The sequence below is a fragment of the Peptoniphilus sp. genome (assembly GCF_022767005.1).
GTDB lineage: Bacteria > Bacillota > Clostridia > Tissierellales > Peptoniphilaceae > Peptoniphilus_A.
This window is the reverse complement of the sequence record NZ_JALEOV010000077.1, coordinates 1-19,466: the sequence shown is the minus strand read 5'-3', so window position 1 is coordinate 19,466 and position 19,466 is coordinate 1. Positions and strand designations below refer to the sequence as shown.

The following is a 19,466-nucleotide window of genomic DNA, read 5'->3' as shown; positions in this document are numbered from 1 at the left end:
GCAAGGGAACTGTATATGTATATGACGACGGAACTTATCTTGGCAGCGATGTAATTGATTCAAATGGTTACTTTAAAGTAACTTGGAATAGTCCATATGTTTCTACTGGAAGAACTTTAGACTATTATGTAAATGGAACTTACAAAGCAGACAATGGATATTCAATTATTCCAACTGTTAACGCAGTTTCAGCTGGAGCAAAATATGTAAGAGGTAATGCAGGATTTAATGCAAGTGTAACTGTATACGATGCAAGTGGCAACACACTTGGAAATACAACTGCAGGAAACACTGGAATATACAATGTAGTTTTAAATAGAGCATTAATAGCAGGAGAAACTATTAAAGTTGAATCTAAAGAAGCTGGCAAAGTTTCAAGAAGCACTGAATATAAAGTTGGCGGAGTAGCAGCTGTTTCTACAGAAAAAGTTAGCCAACCTTCATATATCGCAGGTTTTCCAGACGGAACATTTAAACCATCTAAGGAAGTTACAAGAGCTGAAGCCGTTAGAATGTTTGTTAAACTTGTAAATAATGGAGCAGAACTTCCAAATAATCCAAAGACAAGTTTTAAAGATGCAAACAATGCTTGGTACTCAGATGAAATCAACTACGCAGTTTCTAAGGGATTTATCAAAGGTTATTCTGATAACACATTTAAACCAAATCAAGCAATCACAAGAGCAGAATTTGCACAAATGATTTCTGTATTTGTTAAAGACGGTTATCCAGGAACTGGATCATTTAAAGACGTAAAAGGTCACTGGGCATCTGATGCAATCAATGAACTTTACGGAAACAAAAACATCAAAGGTTACTCTGATGGAACATTTAAACCAGATCAAAAACTTACAAGAGCAGAAGCTGTAACAATTTTAAACTCTGTATTTGGCAGAAATACTAAATCAACATCTTTCACAAATGTTAGTGAAAGCGGATTAAAGAAATTTACAGATGTACCAAAGAGCCACTGGGCATATTATGAAATCCTAGATGCTTCTAATGGACACAATGCAGCTAAAACTGAAAAATCAGACGAAGTAAGTGTATGGCAATAAGTTAAAACTTAATTTAAAACTTAATAATAAAGCGGCAGGAAATATCTTGCCGCTCTTTTTTTGTCTTAATTATATTTAGCTAGATAATACAAAGTTAAATTTAATTATTTTATTTAAAACAAGGGATAAAATTTTAAGCATTTAATACTTCTCTTGACCTTAAACTCATTATAGAAATTAAAATTATAGAAAGGGTTATTAATATATGACCTATGCCAGAGATTGAAGTCATTGCAATTTTCACAGAGTTTAATATGGGATAACTATCAACTAGACCATGTAAAAACATTGTAGTAAAGCTAAAGTAAATTCCAAAGTTGTAAACTCTAATAAGTTTTTCTAATTTTTCATTTGGTATTTCTAAATTTTTTGCAATTAAATAAAATATTGCAAGGAATACAAATCCAAGTACAATTAGGTGAGTGTGAACAAATGCCATTTTAACATCAACTGGATAAATTTTTCTAAGTTCGCGATAAACTGCTCCGGCAAGTATGCCTGATAATAAATAAGAAATTGCAAATTCCATAATATCTTTTTTCTCAAAATCTTTTTTTAGATTTTTGTAAAGTTTAATTACTATTAAAACATACATAATAGTCTTTGGCATCATAAGCATACCTATTATTGGATACACGTTTTTTAATAACACAACTGGAACATAGAATAAAAAGCTAAAAAGTACATAAATGTATAAATTTTTAAATTCTTTTATATTTTTATTTTTGAATAAGAGCAATATGTCAATTATTCCCATTAAAACAAAGGGTACATTTGATATTAAGTCCATCTCTTCGCTGTGATTAAAACTAATGATTACAGTTGCAATTCTAATTACAAATAAAAGAATTAGGAAAGTGTCAAGTTCCTTCCTCTGCATATTGTTTTTCTTCTTGATGTAATAATAAAATAGCAAATAAAAAACTGACATGGTAATAGCGGAAACTCTAGTACCCAAAAATAGTCCAAAGCTATTTTCTATAAATCCATTTTCAGATACATTTGCAATAATTCTTGGCACAAGGTGAAAGGAATCGCCAAGTCCTAAAAGCAATGCCATGGATCCTAAAATTTTGCTATCATTATTTTCTATTAAAAGCATTCTTATGCCGAGAAAAATTATTAAGCTAAGATAAAATCCATCAAAAAATATTTCAAATTGATTCATAATATACCTCCTAACAGCCAATTGATGAAATTGTTACAAACTTCTAAAAATTTATCTTTGTCGTAGTCGCAAGTTATGCTCTCTTTTATAAGTTCGTGAAAGACCGACATAATGTAAAGCATTTTTTGGTACAAAATATCTGATAGATTTTCTCGTAAAAAGCTTTTGCCATGAGTTATAAAATAATTTTCAAAGATAAAAAATTTTGGTCTGTAAAGTTTTTTTAAATTTTTGTCGTAAAGTTCTGTCGTTAAAAAATTTCTATAAGCCTTTAATGTTACTTCTAAATTTTTATTATTTTCTTCATATAAGTTAAAAAAAGTGTGATGAACCTCACCTGTTTCTCTCTTAAGAACAGTGAAGTAAGAATCTTCGATATCTTCAAAGTATTGGTAGAAAGATCCTCTAGCTATGCCAAGCTTTTTAACTATGCCAGAGACATTTATATTTTTAACATCTTCTTCTTCAAAGTATTCCTTTAAACTTTCATAAATTTTTTCTTTTTTCTCTTTGTCTAAGTTTTTAAAAGTATTTTTAGCCATACTACCCTCCTCAATGACACTGTGTCATTTTGTTTATAATAAATCTTTATACTCCACTTGTCAAATATATTTTAAAATAATTCAAAATCAAAGATATATCAAAGTTAATACTTCACCTTTATAAAGAATTACAATGGTTTTTTAAAAATATCTATTTTTGGGTATAATACAAACAGAAAATACTTAGAATTTTATAGGAGGTAGAAATGAAAATATTAGTACCAATTGATGGATCAAAGAGTTCAAAAAAATCAATAGACGTAGCAAGAGATATGGGAGAAAAATTAGGAGCAGATCTTATTGTTTTAACTGTTACTCCAGAAACTTCTATCTTTGAACAATATCCAGCTAACTTTAATTTCACACTTGAAATAGACAAGGCTAATGTTGAAAGGGCAGAGATGATACTTAAAGATGCAGAAACAGATTTAAGCGGATATCCAAACAAAGTTGAAACTTTTTACACTTCTGGAAATCCTGGTGAACAAATCTGTAAATTTGCTGACGAAAAGGATGTTGACTTTATTATAATGGGCAACAGAGGGCTAGGTGCTTTTTCTAGAACACTTTTAGGTTCTGTATCTAATAAAGTAATAAATCATTCAAAGAAATCTGTGCTTGTAGTTAAGTCAGATATTTAACAGGGGCGGTTATCCGCCTTTTATTTTTTTGTTTTAAGAAAAGATTCAATTAATATTTTGTAAAATTTTATAAAAACATTATCACTATTTTGGTTTTTTTAAGAGTAAAGTTAGTATCACATACTTTTAGTTAAATAATGATAAGAATTTGACTAAAATTTTTATTTTTATTTGAAAAAATTTACTTTATTTTCAATTTCAAATTTATGGCAAATTTATTTATTGCTTGCTTTTTTAATTAAAGATGCCTTGAAAAACAAGCACATAATGATATAATAGAAATAACGTATGTTAATTAAATAACATTCTTTATAATAATTGTTAGGGGGATTTTAAATGGATTTTAGAATGGACAAGGAACATCTATTGTTACAACAAATGTATCGTGCATTTGCTGAAACTGAAGTTGAACCTGTTGCTGCTGATGTAGATGCAACAGAAGAAGTTCCTATGGAAAATGTAAAAAAAATGGCCAGATATGGTTTCTTCGGAATACCATTTCCTAAAGAATACGGTGGACAAGGTGCAGATTATTTAGCTTACGCTATGGCAGTAGAAGAACTTTCTAAGAAATGTGCTACAACTGGTGTAATTGTTTCTGCTCATACTTCACTATGCTGTGCTCCAATTTATGAAAATGGAACAGAAGAACAAAAGAAAAAATACTTACCAGATTTACTAGCAGGTAAAAAAATCGGTGCTTTCGGACTTACTGAACCAGGTGCTGGTACTGACGCAAGTGGTCAAAGAACAACTGCTGTACTTGACGGTGATGAATATGTACTTAATGGATCAAAAATCTTTATTACAAACGCAGGATTTGCTGATGTATTTGTAATTATCGCAATGACTGATAGATCTAAGGGAAATCACGGAATTTCTGCTTTCATAGTTGAAAGAGGAACTCCAGGATTTAAAGTTGGTGAACCAGAAGACAAGATGGGTATCAGAGGTTCTTCTACTTGTGAACTTATCTTTGAAGATTGCAGAATTCCTAAAGAAAATCTTCTTGGAAGAGAAGGCAAAGGATTTAAACTTGCAATGAAAACTCTTGATGGTGGTAGAATTGGTATCGCATCTCAAGCTCTTGGTATTGCAGAAGGTGCAATTGATGAAACAGTTAAATACACTTCTGAAAGAAAACAATTTGGAAGAAGAATTTCTCAATTCCAAAACACTCAATTTGAACTTGCAGATATGAAAACTACTGCAGAAGCAGCTCAATTATTAGTTTATAGAGCAGCTGATGCTAAAGGTAATGGCGAAGCTTATGGACACTATGCAGCTATGGCTAAATTATTTGCAGCAGAAGCAGCAAGTGATATAACTAGAAGATGTCTTCAATTATTCGGTGGATACGGATCCACTCGTGATTATCCAATAGAAAGAATGATGAGAGATGCTAAGATCACTGAAATTTACGAAGGTACATCTGAAGTAATGAAGATGGTTGTATCTGGCTGGATGGGCGTTAAATAATCGGAAGGAGTATTATAGATGAATATAGTAGTATGTATTAAACAAGTACCTGATACTAATGAAGTTAAACTTGACCCTGTTACTAACACTCTTATTAGAGATGGCGTGCCAAGTATTATAAACCCTGATGATAAATCAGGACTTGAAGTTGCACTTAGACTTAAAGATGAAAATCCAGATACCCACGTAACAGTTTTATCAATGGGACCTGGACAAGCAGAAGCTGCATTAAGAGAAGCTCTTGCAATGGGAGCAGACGAAGGAATTCTTGTAAGTGATAGAGCTTTTGGTGGAGCTGACACTTGGGCTACATCTTGCACAATCACTGCAGCTCTTGAACACTTAGATTATGATTTAATTATCTGTGGTAGACAAGCTATTGATGGAGATACTGCACAAGTTGGACCACAAATTGCTGAACACATTGGAGTGCCACAAGTTTCTTATGTTGAAGAACTTGAACTAGATAAAGATATGAAGGGTATTACTGTTAAGAGACAATTTGAAGACAGATATCACATAATTAATGTTAAATTCCCATGCTTAATTACTGCAATTGCAGAATTAGCAGAACCTAGATATATGACAATTGGTAAAGTTTTTGAAGCTTACCAAAAAGAAATCAAAGTTTGGGGTCTTGAAGATATTAAAGACAAACTTGATTTGGCAAACATAGGACTTAAAGGATCACCTACTAAGGTTAAAAAATCTTTCCCTAAACAAGGTAAAGGTAAAGGCGTTCTTTTAACTGACCTTACTGCTGATGAAGCAGCTCAAGCTATCGTTGCTAAACTTCAAGAAAAGTATATTATCTAATTGGGGGTTTAAAAATGAGTAAAGATGTATTTGTATTTGTAGAACAAAGAGACAATAAACTTGAAAAAGTTGGAATAGAACTTTTAGGAAAAGCAAGAGAACTTGCTGACGATCTTGGACAAGATGTTGTTGCAATGTTACTTGGCGAAAAAGTTAAAGATCACGCTGAGACTCTTATCAGACACGGAGCTGATAAAGTTCTTGTAGTAGAAGATAAAATGCTTAAAGAATATGTTACTGAACCATATGCTAAAGCAATTACACGAATTATAAAAGAAAAAGACCCTGAAATCGTAATTTACGGGGCATCATCAATAGGTCGTGACCTTGCACCAAGACTAGCAGCAAGAATTCACACAGGACTTACTGCTGACTGTACTAAACTAGAAATAGATGAAGAATCTAAGAACCTTATGATGACAAGACCTGCTTTTGGCGGTAACTTAATGGCAACTATCCTTTGTGAAGATTTTAGACCACAAATGGCAACAGTTAGACCTGGAGTTATGCAAGCACTTGACTCTGATGATTCTAGAAAAGGTGAAATTGAAGAAATTAAAGTTGACTTCACTGACGCTGACATGAACATTGAAATTAAAGACATTGCTAAACAAGAATCTCACAAGAAAGATATCACAGAAGCTAAAATCTTAGTATCTGGTGGTCGTGGAATTGGTGGACCAGAAGGATTTAAACCTCTTCAAGAACTTGCTGACAAATTAGACGCAGAAATTTCTGCATCAAGAGCATCTGTAGATTCAGGTTGGATAACTAAGGATCACCAAGTTGGACAAACTGGTAAGACAGTTAGACCAGAACTTTACTTTGCAATGGGTATCTCTGGAGCAATCCAACACGTTGCAGGTATGGAAGATTCTGATCTTATTATCGCTGTCAACAAAGACCCAGAAGCAGCAATTTTTGAAATTGCAGACCTTGGTGTAGTTGGCGATATTAACGCAGTTGTTCCAAAACTTATCGATGCAATCGAAAGAGAACAAAGAATTAAAGCTGAAATTTAATTTTTAAATAAATTTAAACTTAGAGGTTACATTTTCGTAACCTCTTTTTTATTTTGGATGATGAAAGTAGAGAAAATATATCTCATAATGCATAAAAAACACTTGGCTTTTGCATAAAAAAGTGATAGAATCTATTTCAATAATTTTTGTTTTAAAATAATAAATGGAGGGGAGATAATGGATAAGTCTTACGTTTTTTATAATGGAGAAATAATCGAAGAGGAAAAAGTATCAATAAGTATTAGATCGAGAGTCGTAAATTATGGATTAGGTGTATTTGAAGGTATTCGTGCTTATTGGAGCGATGAAGATCAAGAACTTTATGGATTTAAGTTAATTGAACACTACAAAAGATTTTTACAATCAGCAAAGGTAGTTAATTTAAAAATTGATTATACTGCAGAAGAACTTGCAGATTTTACAATTGAACTTTTAAGAAAAAATGGATATAAGCAAACTACTTATATAAGACCTATCGCCTATAAAGATACTAAAACTGTTGGGGTTAGTATTGAGGGACATGAAGATGATGTGGTGGCAATTTATTTGCAACCAATGGGCAAGTACATGGATCAAGAAGAATTTAGAGTTAAAGTTTCATCATGGGTAAGAATTGCAGACAATATGCTTCCACCAAGAACTAAGGCTACTGCAGGTTATCTTAACTCAGCACTTGCATCACTAGAAGCAAAGAGAGCAGGATACGATGAGGCTGTATTGCTAAACAGAAATGGCTATGTATGCGAAGGTCCTGGAGAAAATATTTTTATTTTCAAAAAAGGAAAACTAATTACGCCACCAGCTTCAGACGATATATTGGAAGGTATTACAAGAGATGTAGTAATGCAACTTGCAAGGGAAGAACTTGGAATTGAATGTGTAGAAAAATCAATAGCAAGAACTGAACTTTATAATGCAGACGAAGTTTTCTTCTCTGGAACAGCTATGGAAGTTGCACCTGTAGTTGAAGTCGACGGTATAAAAGTTGCTGACGGCAAGCCAGGCGAAATTTGTATGAAGTTGAAGGAACTTTTTGCAGATATAACACATGGTAGAAATGAAAAGTACAAAGATTCATTGAGACCAGTTTATGGTAAATAAAAATTTTTTATAAAATTTATAGAAATTGTCGGTATAGGATTATTGCCTATGCCGATTTTTTTGTTAATAAATATTTATTTAATAAAATATTATGCTTTGTATTTATTGTTTAAAATTAAAATTTACAAAATTCAAATATGATATAATAGTTTCAAAAATAGTCTAGTTATAGTTTTGGTATTTTTGGATAATTATCATAACATAAAGAGGTGATTAGGTGGCAAAGCAATACACCAAGAATTTAATCAAGAGAGAGTTTCTGAAACTACTTGAAGAAAAGAGTTTTAGTAGTATTACTATATCTATGCTTTCAGAAAGATGCGAGATAAACAGAAACACATTTTACTATCATTATGAAGATATATACACTCTAGTGAAGGAAATTTTAAGAGATGAACTAGAAAAAGTTGATGAAGAATTTAATGAAACATTTTCTTGGGAAAAAAGCTTGATTCACGCATCTTCTTTCTTAATGGAAAATAAAAAAGCAGCACAGAATCTTTTCAAATCTATTGAAAAAAGTGACAGAGACAATTACCTTTACCAAGTTTGCGAATCTGTAATGGAAAAATATGTAGAGAACGAATGTAAATCCAAAAGTATTTCTGCAAAGGAAAGAGATAAAAGGCTAGTGACAGATTTTTATCGCGCAGCACTTGTTGGATTATTAGATAATTGGATTCAGGATGGAATGAAAGAGTCACCAGAAGGTATGATTTATCGCATTGGTAAACTTTTTGACGGAAATATAGAGAGATCCCTTCGAATTAGTGAAAATCTTGATGAAGTTTAATAAAATTAAAAACTACAATTGTTTAAGATTTTTCTGATGTGAACCCATAAATAGGAACAATAATATTGAATTTTACTATGCGGTCTGTAACCTATATTCAATAGGTGAAGGGCCGATTAATTTTTCTTTTACTTAGTTCTATTAATTCTTGTCTATTCGATCATTTTATATTGTCTTATCCAATTATCAATACTTGAATCTTTTACGTTATATTTGTTTGAGAGAAATTTCCTCCATAACCTTTTTCATTTTTTTATTAGCTGTAAATCTTTGTTCAAGTTTAGGACCAGTACATTTTTCAAGCTGCTTAGCTATTAAAATTTTATAGGGAAAATTTGTGCAGAATATATAATTTGTCTAGAAATTAGACAATGCCACTTTACTATCTTAAATTAATACAAAGCAGAAGTCTTATCTGGTGTGAATTAAATATTGCCAGTGTAGAATATAGATAAAGAAAAAGAAATAAAAGTTAATGGAGGTAAGTTATGGAAATTAAAACATTTGACGAAAGACTAAAACTTGGTAATGGAGATTATGACAAACTTGTAAATTCTAGAAAACCTAAGGGAATTGATGAAAAGAAAGCTTATATCATAGGTACAGGTATTGCTGGATTATCAACTGCTGGCTTTTTAATAAAAGACGCAAAAATGGATCCTTCAAAGATCGTGTTCTTAGAAAAAGATGATATAGCTGGTGGAGCACTTGATGGTAAAGTTCTTCTAAACAGTGGCTATGTTGCAAGAGGTGGTCGTGAAACAGGAAACCGCTTTGAAACATTGTGGGATATTTTAAGTGTAATCCCTTCAAGAGAAAATCCTGAAATGTCAATTTTAGATGATTTATATTACACTAACCTTGACGATCCTAACTTCAGCAATTGTCGTATTACAAAAAATAATGGTCAACGTTATGACAATGGAAAATTTAATCTTTCAAAAGATGTAATTAAAGAAATTATTCATTTAGTTTTGACACCAGATGAAAAATTACAAGGTATATCTGTTGAAGAAGTTTTCTCTGATGAATTCTTAAAAAGTGATTTCTGGACATATTACAGAACAATGTTTGCTTTTGAAAATTGGCATTCAGTACTTGAATTGAAATTGTATATAAATCGTTTTATTCACTTAGTTAATGGATTGCCTGATCTTTCAGCACTACAATTCACAAGATATGATCAATATGAATCTATTGTAGTACCTATGATGAAATGGTTAAAGGATAAAGGTGTTAAAACTGAATACAACTTCAAAGTTGATGACATTGAATTTAATATTACAGATGATAAAAAAGTTGCTACTAAGATTATTGCATCTGATTCAAAGACAGGTGAAGATAAATCAATTTCACTTACAGAAAATGATCTTGTATTTGTAACTACAGGTTCTCTAGTAGAATCATCATCTTATGGCAATAACAATACAGCACCAAATATTGACATTGACACAAAAGAAAGCTTTAAATTGTGGAAAAACATCGCTAAAAAATCTGATGACTTTGGGCACCCAGAAGTTTTCACATCTGATATTGACAAAACAAATTGGGAATCAGCAACAGTAACTGTAAAGAGCAAAGAAATTTCATCTTATATTGAAAAAATAACTAAGAGAAGCCCTTACACAGGAAAAGTTGTAACTGGAGGAATTGTATCTGTGCTTGATTCAAATTGGCTAATGAGCTGGACAATTAACCGTCAAGGACAATACATTGGACAACCAGAGGATGAAATAGCTGTTTGGGTATATGCACTCTTTACTGACAGAGAGGGAGATTATATCAAAAAACCTATGAAATTCTGTACTGGTGAAGAAATTGCAAAAGAATGGTTATACCATATTGGAGTACCTGAAAGCGACATTGATAGACTTGCAAAAGAAACGTCAACTGTTCCTGTATTCATGCCATATATTACAGCACAATTTATGCCAAGAAGTTTTGGAGACAGACCTTATGTTGTTCCTAAAAATGCCGTTAACTTTGCTTTCTTAGGACAATTTGTTGAAACACTTGACAATCCAGGTCGTGACACAGTATTTACAACAGAATACTCTGCAAGATGTGCAATGGAAGCAGTATATGTATTAACAGGTGTAGAAAAGAAAGTACCAGAAGTATTTGCATCAAGATATGATATTAGATATGTATTGGCAGGAGCAAGCGTATTAAATGACGGTGAAAAACCAGAATTAGATTTACCATTTGGTGTAGATGCAATTGTGGAAAAGAAAATTGCAGGAACAGAAATTGAAAAAATGCTTAAAGAATATAATTTGATCTAAAAATTAAATTAAAAATAACAATAACAAATAAAAGAAAGACCAGTTCTGAGAAGGATTGGTCTTTCTTTATAGTAATCACAATTTAATTTTACCTAATTCGCACTTAAAAATATATTTGTAAAACAATATGATTAATTAATAGGAATACATCATTATATATTGAAAACTTATTACTACTTAGTTTTAAATTTTAAATCTTTGAAGCATGTATGAAGCAATATATATTGTAAAAACATGACTTTAAATGGTATCATATAAAAGGTGATATTATGAAAAAGATAATTCTTGCCTTGACTTTGGGAGGACTTTTAATTTTCTCTGGTTGCGGCGATAAAAATGTTAATAATAAAAATACAAATCAAAAAAACCAAAATTTAGTTTCTCAAGAAGTTAAAAAAGATAGGGAAAAACATGAATTGGAATTTTACGATACCTTTGATACTGTTGTAGATATTGCAATTTTTTCTGATTCCGATGATTTTGCAAATGACAATTTGAGATACGCAAAGGAAAGGTATGAAGAACTCCACAAATTTTTTGACAATTATAAAAATTATGATGGAATTACAAATGTGAAAACTATTAATGATAATGCCGGTGTCAAGCCAGTTGCTGTGGATGAGACATTATTTAATCTTATAAAAAGTTCCATTGATGATTATAATAATATTTCTCACAAGACGAATATTGCACTTGGGCCTGTAACTAAGCTTTGGAATGAGTACAGAGATCTTTATGAATCTGGAAAGACTAAAGAAGAAGTGATAAAGCTAAAGGGAGAGGCAATTCCTAGTGATGAGGAGTTGGAAAAGCTACGTCCTTTCACAAAGGTAGAAAACATCAAATTAAATGAAGATACAAGGGAAGTCTATATCGACAAGGGTATGAAACTTGATTTAGGTGCAACTGCCAAGGGGTTTGCAACTGAGATTGTGGCAAAGGAACTTGAAGAAAGAGGAGTTAAATCAGCAGTAATTTCTGCTGGTGGAAATGTTAGAATAATTGGAAAGCCAGTTGATGGTCGTGACAATTTTAAAATTGGGATTCAAAATCCTAATGTGGAAAGTGAAGAATCAATTATCGCAGTTGTAAATGTAGTCAACACTTCTATTGTAACTAGTGGCGATTATCAAAGGTATTTTGATTTAGATGGCAAGAGATACTGCCACATAATAGATCCTGACACTTTAAAGCCTGCAACAAATTTGAAATCTGTGACTATTATTAAGGAAGATTCTGGGCTTTCTGACTTTTTATCGACAGCTGCTTTTAATTCCACAGATGAAGATATAAAATCTTTGTCAGAAAGAACTAATTCTGCAATTATCTGGGTTGATAAGGACATGAGCTTAAAGATGACAGAAAATGCAAATGAGTACATTGACAATTAGGAGTCATCATGAGAAATAACACTAGAGGTTTGATTTTTCACATCTTAATAATTTTTATAACTTTTGCCATAGCTGCTATAATTAATTTAAGTAACAGCATGAGGAATTTAGTATATGGAAATATTTTTTTCAAATTTATTTTAGTTGCCGTAATTTTGCTGCTATATTACAATTTTGGAAAACTACTTTCAAAAAGAAATGCAAGGAGTCTTGACTTTTTTGCAGGCAATTTAATTTTTTTAATAGGAATGATTTTATTTGCCCTTGGACTTTTGGGACTTGGAAAAGAAATTTTCAAAGCTTCAATTGGAGGAAGTTATTGGAAATTTCCAATGGAATTCTTTTTAATGCCCGAAGTTTATGCAATTAAGGTATTGGGAATAAATTACAATGCCATTAGTCTTCTTATTGCCACGCTAATGCCGGGATTTATTTACGGAGTTAGTATAAAAATTTCTAGGAAAAAGATGATTAAAAGAAATAGAATTAAAAATAGAAGAAAGTAGGAGGATGTATGAAGAATTCAATTTATAAATACGACAGCGAAGAGCTTTACAATCACGCTGTCAATAGATTAAAAGATTTTGGCGTTGAACTAATTGAAATTGCAAAACTTGTACAGGAATTGCAAGGCGAATATATTGAAGATTTGGATCTTGAAAGATGCCTTGACAGTGTAAAGAGTGTAATAAAAAAGAGGGATTCCGTTCATGCGATTCTAACGGGACTTGCCCTTGATGACTTGGCAAATGAGGGAAAGCTTCCTGAGCCAATTCAATCAATAATCCACGATGACGAAGGGTTATATGGTGTTGATGAAATATTAACTCTTGGAATTGTGAATATGTATGGCACAATTGGTCTTACAAACTTTGGATATCTCGACAAGAAAAAAATTGGGATAATAAAAGAACTTGATGAAAAGAAAAAAGTTGAAAGAGTAACTACTTTTGCAGATGACTTGGTGGCAGCAATTGCCGCAGCTGCATCTGCAAGAATAGCACATCAAAATAGAAAATAATTATAATATGCGGAAGGTCTTATTGTGATAATCAATGAGACCTTCTTTTTTTAGTTTAGAAAGTTCACGAGAAAGGGAAGAACGGTTTAAATTTAAAAATTGTGCCAGTTCTGTTATGTTGAAGTCAATGGTAAAGTACTTTGAGTGACTTTTACGAGCCTCCGTTGATAAGAAATACAAAATTTTTGCACGAGAAGTTGGAAGTGTCAAAAGATTTAATTTGTCGCGCATAAATAAATTTTTGCCGGCAAGAATTTTTATTAAATTATCCTTAACTTTTTCCTTTGATTTTAAATTTTCGCTTGAAAAAGAATTGTAGTCGAAGAAAATTATTTCTGTATCCATAGTTGTAACTACGGATAGAGGAATTTCACCTACATTTTTTATTAAAATTGACTCGGCAAAAAGAGCAGGTGCAGATAATTTTGATAAAATAGTTTTGTTTCCAAAGACATCGTCCATTTCCAATTCTACTTGTCCATTTAATAGTATGCCAAAGTAATTTATGTAATCTCCCACATTAAAGACAGTACTTTTATTTTTATAAACTTTTATATCTGAGAGATAATTTTTAACTTCATCAAGTTCTCTTTCATCTAAATTATAAAATAATTGCAAACTTGTAAGTATATTTGAAAGTTCCATATAACACCTCAATTATATTTTAACATGAAAGTAATAATATTAAAAAACTTACATGATGATTGAAGAAGTGATTGTTAAATGTTAAACTATCATTATAGAGTGAAGAGGAGGATATATGAAAGTTACTATTTGCATGGGTGCTAGGTGCACTCTTATGGGAGCTAATGCTATATACGACGCAGTAGAGTACTTACAAGACCATTTGTGTGGACCTGAGTCTGAGCTTTGTTCTGCAGAAAATTTGGAAGTTGAATTTGCACATTGCTTAAATTATTGCAAGATTCATAACAACGAAGCATCACCAGTTGTTATTGTAGATGACGAAATTATGTTAAAGGCTACTGCTCAGGAAGTTAGTGCAAAAATTATTGATAAATTAAGGATATAATAAGGGGAAAAGATGAAAGAAATTTATGGAACACTTGTCGACATCAGAAGAAAGGTTTTTGCTGAAGTTGCAAGAATTGCATATAATGACATAGATATTTCCGCCCTAGAAGAGTCCAGTTACAAAATTGTGCCTGGCGAAGTGGCGAGATATAGAAGTGATATCTTTAGGGAAAGAGCAGTTGTTGACGAGAGACTTAGACTAGCTATGGGGCTAGATGTTAGAAAAATTGGCGTATTTAAAAATGTAACTGATGGTTTTGACAAAGTAGACATAGACACAAATGCTTATGAAAAACCTCTCATAAATGTAATAAAATTTGGTTGTGAAGCTTGTCCAACTAAGGCATATTACACGACTGATAATTGTAGAAAATGTCTTGCACACCCATGTATAAATGTATGCCCAGTAAATGCAATTTCTATGGGAAAGGACAGAACTATAATTGACAAGGACAAATGCGTTAAATGCGGCAGATGTCACGATGCATGTCCATATTCTGCAATTGTAAAATACGAAAGACCATGTGCAGCAGCTTGCGGTGTAAATGCAATTGATTCAGACGAGTATGGAAGAGCTGAAATAGATCAAGATAAATGCGTTGCATGTGGAAGATGTATTGCAGAATGTCCCTTTGGAGCAATCTCTGACAAGACACAAATTTTCCAATTAATAAAGGCAATAAAATCGGGCAAAAAAGTTTATGGAGCTATTGCACCTTCATATATAGGGCAATTTGGTGCAAATACAAGTGCAAAACAAATAATTGAAGCAATAAAATTACTTGGATTTGAAGATGTAATAGAAGTTGCCCTTGGAGCGGATTTAACCACTCTTCATGAAGCAAAGGAATATCTCGAAAGAGTGCCTAAAGATATACCATTTATGGGTACAAGCTGTTGTTTCTCATGGACTCTTATGATAAAAAATGAGTTTCCAGAATTTTTCGATCAAGTTTCTGACTCAGGTTCGCCAATGAGATACACTGCAAATCACATAAAGGCAAAGGATCCTAATGCGGTGGTAGTATTTATTGGACCTTGCACTTCAAAAAAATTAGAAGCAATTGACACAAAGGTTAAATCCGATGTTGACTTTGTAATAACTTTTGAAGAACTTATGGGAATGTTTGTAGCAAAAAATATTGAACCGTCAGAAATAAAAGTTGAAGAAGAAGTTGAAGATGGTTCAGCACTTGGACGTGGATATCCAATTGCAGGTGGTGTTGCCGAATCTGTAAAAGTTGTTGCAGAAAAAATGGCTCCAGACAGGAAAATTAACATTCAAGGAGCACACACACTTTCTGAATGTATGAAGATGCTAAAAATTGCAAAGGCTGGAAAACTAGATGGATATTTACTAGAAGGCATGGCTTGCCCTGGCGGTTGCATAGCAGGCGTGGGAACTATTGCATCAGTAAATAGAGTTAAAAAGCAAATTGAAAAATTTAAAAAAGAATCAATTTATCCAACTCCTCTAGAAAATGCAAATATAGAAAAAGAGAGAGAAAATATATAGTAAATTAAAAATTTAATTAATTTCAAAAAATGCGAAAATAAATAAAAAAATCCACCATAAATATTGACAAATTAGGCTGCGTAGTCTAAAATATAGGTCATGTTTAAAAAGCCCCGGAATAATTTTTTAAACTATTTAGGAGGAAAATTCATTGAAAAGCTACATGGCTAAAGCAAATGAAGTTGAAAGAAAATGGTATGTAATTGATGCAGAAGGCAAAGTCCTTGGTAGATTAGCATCTGAAATTGCAAGCGTACTAAGAGGAAAGAGAAAACCTATCTTTACACCACATGTGGACTGTGGAGATTTTGTAATTGTAATTAATGCAGACAAAGTTGTATTGACAGGAAATAAATTAGATCAAAAAATTCACGCATATCATACTGGATATCCAGGCGGAAGAAAAGAAATTGTCTATTCTGAAATGATTGAAAAAAGACCAGAGAAAGTTATTGAACTAGCTGTTAAGGGAATGCTTCCTAAAAACAGACTTGGTAGAAAGATGATCAAAAAACTTAAGGTTTATGCTGGAAGCGAACATCCACACGAAGCACAAACACCTGAAGTATATGAATTTTAATTGGAGGTAAGAATGGATACTATACAATACAGAGGTACTGGAAGAAGAAAAAAATCCATCGCTCAAGTTAGACTTCTACCTGGCAATGGAAAATTTACAATTAACGGAAAAGATATTGACGAATATTTTGATTTTGAAACTTTAAGGACAATTGCAAAAGAGCCACTTGAACTTACTGACACAGAAGCATCTTTTGATGTAATTGTTAAAGTAATCGGTGGCGGTTACTCAGGACAAGCAGGTGCTGTAAGACATGGTGTTGCAAGAGCACTTCTTGAAGTTGATCCTGAATACAGATCAGTTCTTAAAAAAGCAGGTTTCTTAACAAGAGATCCGAGAATGAAGGAAAGAAAGAAATACGGTCTTAAAAAAGCAAGACGTTCTCCACAATTCTCAAAAAGATAATTTTATATCATTTTACAAAAGCCTTGGAAACAGGGCTTTTTTGTTTGCTCTATTAATTAAGTTCTAAATGGGATAAGTTAAGTTTAGAAGATTTTTAAAAGATAAAAAAGAAAGGCAAGAGGATTATAATAACTTCTAGCATTACATAATTTGCATACAAACATTTAATTATTGACTAAATGGAGTGCAGCAGCAAATAATCATAGATATAAATAATTATACATTGACATAGTAGTTGGGAACAGGATATTATTAAAATAATAAAGGTATTTGTATTTTTAACAGAAGAGTTCAAAATAGCAAATAGATAAAAATGATAGTTAAAAACTCATAAAAAGTTTGCAAGATTAGTGCATAAATTTGCTGAAAACTTTAAACTTCTATTACTACCTTTGTTTTTTGTAGAGAAAAAATCTCATTTGCAAATGAAATTTTTAAAATAAGAAAACTTATTTTGTAGTTGAAATATATTTGAAAGGAGTTGGAAGAAGGAATTAATATAAAAACTCTTGATAAATAAAATTAAAAAAACATAAAAATAATAAGGAGTGAAAAATGAAAGTGAAGAAGAATCAGAGCCGAATATTATGTTTATTTTTGGCATTTCTAATGATTTTAACAATAATTCCTCTCCAGGCATTTGCAGAGAAAGAAACTAGTCGAAATATTAGAAATGAAAAAGAAAATATAGTCAATGGTTCAAGTGTTGGAGAAAACACTGGCGATAAGGGAATTGCCGCAAATGCTGCCCCAGAATTAAAGGCTACTAGTGGAACTGATGTTGTAATTGATGAAGAGCACTTTCCAAATCAAAAGTTTAGAGATCATGTAAAAGAATATGATATAGACAAGAATGGTATTCTTTCTCAGGAGGAACTTGATGCGGTTACAGAGATTAAATGCATTAACGAGGGAATTAGGGACTTTACGGGAATAGAATATTTTAAGAAACTTGAGGTGTTTTACTGCAACTTTAACGGTCTAAGTGCATTAGATGTAGGTAATAACACAGCTCTTGAGCATCTTTATTGTATGGGCAATCAATTAAGCACATTAGACTTAAGCAAGAATCAAGCCCTTAAGAAACTTAATTGTGGATACAATAAATTAAGTATATTAGATGTAAGTAAGAACACAGCTCTTGAGCATCTTTATTGTTTGGACAATCAATTAAACACATTAGACTTAAGCAAGAACCTAGCCCTTAAGCATCTTAATTGCAAAAATAATCGACTAAGTACATTAGATGTAGGAAAGAACACAGCTCTTGTGGAGCTTTGTTGCAGTGAAAATAAACTAAGTGCATTAGACTTAAGTAAAAATTCAGCTCTTGTGGACCTTAATTGTGATGAAAATAAACTAAGTACACTAGACGTAAGCAAGAATTTAGCGCTTAAAACTCTTTGGTGTAATAAAAATCATCTAACTAGCTTGGATTTAAGTAATAATAAAATAGAAACTTTTTATGGAGATGATCAAAATTATCCCATTGAAGTTGATAAAAAAGACTTAAGCTTTGACCTTACGAGCTTACCAGGGAATTTTGACCCTGCACTGACAAGCGACTTGGAAAGAGCTACCATTTCAGGTTCAACTCTAAAGCTTGATCCGTCAAAGCCTTCCTTAGTAAAATATAGATATAAAGTAAATGATTATGAAGATTTGCGTGTTACTCTAAATATTGCTTATGTCGATAAATTTGCAGTATCTTTTAATGCAGGCGATGGAAGTGGCAATATGGAACCAGTGAAGGTTACCAAAGACAGTAACTATAAATTGCCTCAATGTACTTTCACAGCCCCAGCTGGCAAAGAATTCAGTGCTTGGGAAGTAAATAGTGTGAAAAAGAAAGTCGACGAAGAAATTAATGTAAAAGAAGATATTACGGTAAAAGCCCTTTGGAAAGACAAACAAACAGTAACACCAGCAGACCCCGAAATAGTAGGACCAGTAAACCCATTAGATCCGAATGTAAAAATTTCAAATGTTAATAATTATTGGAAAGTAATATTTAAATCAGAAGATGCAACAAAGGGAAAAGTAGCAGAAGAAGATACAGTATATGTATTAAAGACAGCAAACAAAACATTAGCAGACTTGGTATCAAAAGCACCAGCTACAACAGCAAATGCAGGATTTGAATTTGAAAAGTGGACACCAGCATTAGAAGCAAGCACAAAGATAGATAAAGACTTAACTTACACAGCAAGTTTTAAATCAAAAGACATAGTAAAAACAGGAATAGACTCTCAATCTCCAGTTCCAAAAGGATATATAAGAGTAATCTTTGACGCAACAGAAAATGGAACAATAGACGGGAATAGATACAAAGTATTAGATATCTTAACAGGAACAACATGGGATAACGCAGAAGTAATAAAAGAAATCCCAGCAAGTGCAAAAAATAATGATGCAACACAAGCTTTCGTAAAATGGAATAGCGAAGTTCCAGCAAATGGCAAAGTAGAAACAGAGACATTTACAGCAACATACGAAGCAAAAGACATAGTAAAAGTTGGAACAGACCCTAAGACTCAAGTACCAGAAGGATATACAAGAGAAACATTTGACGCAACAGAAAATGGAACAATAGAGGGAACAAATAGATACAAA

At 32.1% G+C, this 19,466-nt stretch carries 18 protein-coding genes and 1 pseudogene; 16 read left to right on the top strand and 3 right to left on the bottom strand.

The window, feature by feature from the left end:
- Positions 1-1,058, top strand: a 1,058-nt coding sequence (locus MR285_RS06175; protein ID WP_293559107.1) for an S-layer homology domain-containing protein, incomplete at its 5' end; no start/stop codon positions are given.
- A gap of 133 nt (positions 1,059-1,191) precedes the next feature.
- Here MR285_RS06175 and MR285_RS06170 read toward each other — a convergent pair.
- Both MR285_RS06170 and MR285_RS06165 read right to left on the bottom strand, forming a co-directional pair.
- Positions 1,192-2,226, bottom strand: coding sequence for a DUF2871 family protein (locus MR285_RS06170; protein WP_293559105.1), 1,035 nt, complete (start codon positions 2,224-2,226; stop codon positions 1,192-1,194).
- Complete coding sequence (locus MR285_RS06165; protein WP_293559103.1) at positions 2,223-2,768, bottom strand: TetR/AcrR family transcriptional regulator; 546 nt, start codon at positions 2,766-2,768, stop codon at positions 2,223-2,225. The genes MR285_RS06170 and MR285_RS06165 overlap by 4 nt, the downstream gene beginning before the upstream one ends.
- 206 nt (positions 2,769-2,974) lie before the next feature.
- On the opposite strand from MR285_RS06165, the gene MR285_RS06160 reads away from it, so the two are divergent.
- From MR285_RS06160 to MR285_RS06115, 10 genes are all read left to right on the top strand, one after another.
- Complete coding sequence (locus tag MR285_RS06160) at positions 2,975-3,409, top strand: universal stress protein (protein ID WP_293559101.1); 435 nt, start codon at positions 2,975-2,977, stop codon at positions 3,407-3,409.
- 336 nt (positions 3,410-3,745) lie between these two features.
- Positions 3,746-4,888: an acyl-CoA dehydrogenase gene (locus MR285_RS06155; protein WP_293559099.1), complete on the top strand. Its 1,143-nt coding sequence runs from the start codon at positions 3,746-3,748 to the stop codon at positions 4,886-4,888.
- A gap of 18 nt (positions 4,889-4,906) precedes the next feature.
- Positions 4,907-5,704 carry an electron transfer flavoprotein subunit beta/FixA family protein gene (locus tag MR285_RS06150; protein ID WP_293559097.1) on the top strand — a complete coding sequence of 266 codons (798 nt, stop codon included), beginning with the start codon at positions 4,907-4,909 and terminating at the stop codon, positions 5,702-5,704.
- A 14-nt stretch (positions 5,705-5,718) separates the two neighbouring features.
- Positions 5,719-6,726 (top strand): electron transfer flavoprotein subunit alpha/FixB family protein, encoded by a 1,008-nt coding sequence (locus MR285_RS06145; protein ID WP_293559095.1) that lies wholly within the window; start codon positions 5,719-5,721, stop codon positions 6,724-6,726.
- A 177-nt stretch (positions 6,727-6,903) separates the two neighbouring features.
- A complete protein-coding gene (locus MR285_RS06140; RefSeq protein ID WP_293559093.1) occupies positions 6,904-7,827 on the top strand; it encodes a branched-chain amino acid transaminase in 924 nt (307 codons plus the stop codon).
- Between the two features lie 217 nt (positions 7,828-8,044).
- Complete coding sequence (locus MR285_RS06135; RefSeq protein WP_293559091.1) at positions 8,045-8,620, top strand: TetR-like C-terminal domain-containing protein; 576 nt, start codon at positions 8,045-8,047, stop codon at positions 8,618-8,620.
- 488 nt (positions 8,621-9,108) lie between these two features.
- The gene (locus MR285_RS06130; RefSeq protein WP_293559089.1) at positions 9,109-10,905 is read left to right on the top strand and encodes an oleate hydratase; all 1,797 of its coding nucleotides are present in this window, start codon (positions 9,109-9,111) and stop codon (positions 10,903-10,905) included.
- A gap of 269 nt (positions 10,906-11,174) precedes the next feature.
- The gene (locus tag MR285_RS06125) at positions 11,175-12,296 is read left to right on the top strand and encodes an FAD:protein FMN transferase (RefSeq protein WP_293559087.1); all 1,122 of its coding nucleotides are present in this window, start codon (positions 11,175-11,177) and stop codon (positions 12,294-12,296) included.
- Between the two features lie 8 nt (positions 12,297-12,304).
- Entirely contained in the window at positions 12,305-12,802 is a 498-nt protein-coding gene (locus tag MR285_RS06120) for a hypothetical protein (protein ID WP_293559085.1), read from the top strand.
- A gap of 8 nt (positions 12,803-12,810) precedes the next feature.
- Entirely contained in the window at positions 12,811-13,317 is a 507-nt protein-coding gene (locus tag MR285_RS06115; RefSeq protein WP_293559083.1) for a phosphatidylglycerophosphatase A, read from the top strand.
- Here the strand turns inward: MR285_RS06115 and MR285_RS06110 are convergent, their stop codons facing one another.
- Entirely contained in the window at positions 13,318-13,962 is a 645-nt protein-coding gene (locus MR285_RS06110) for a Crp/Fnr family transcriptional regulator (RefSeq protein WP_293559081.1), read from the bottom strand.
- Between the two features lie 115 nt (positions 13,963-14,077).
- Here MR285_RS06110 and MR285_RS06105 point away from each other — a divergent pair, with 115 nt between their 5' ends.
- From MR285_RS06105 to MR285_RS06085, 5 genes and pseudogenes are all read left to right on the top strand, one after another.
- On the top strand, positions 14,078-14,350 hold the full coding sequence (locus tag MR285_RS06105) for an NAD(P)H-dependent oxidoreductase subunit E (RefSeq protein ID WP_005957852.1): 273 nt from the start codon (positions 14,078-14,080) through the stop codon (positions 14,348-14,350).
- A gap of 12 nt (positions 14,351-14,362) precedes the next feature.
- On the top strand, positions 14,363-15,868 hold the full coding sequence (locus MR285_RS06100) for a 4Fe-4S dicluster domain-containing protein (protein ID WP_293559072.1): 1,506 nt from the start codon (positions 14,363-14,365) through the stop codon (positions 15,866-15,868).
- Positions 15,869-16,019: 151 nt separating this feature from the next.
- The gene (gene rplM / locus MR285_RS06095) at positions 16,020-16,448 is read left to right on the top strand and encodes a 50S ribosomal protein L13 (RefSeq protein ID WP_293559070.1); all 429 of its coding nucleotides are present in this window, start codon (positions 16,020-16,022) and stop codon (positions 16,446-16,448) included.
- Positions 16,449-16,460: 12 nt separating this feature from the next.
- A complete protein-coding gene (gene rpsI / locus MR285_RS06090) occupies positions 16,461-16,853 on the top strand; it encodes a 30S ribosomal protein S9 (RefSeq protein WP_293559068.1) in 393 nt (130 codons plus the stop codon).
- A gap of 555 nt (positions 16,854-17,408) precedes the next feature.
- A pseudogene (locus MR285_RS06085) lies at positions 17,409-19,466 on the top strand (hypothetical protein); the annotation flags it as partial.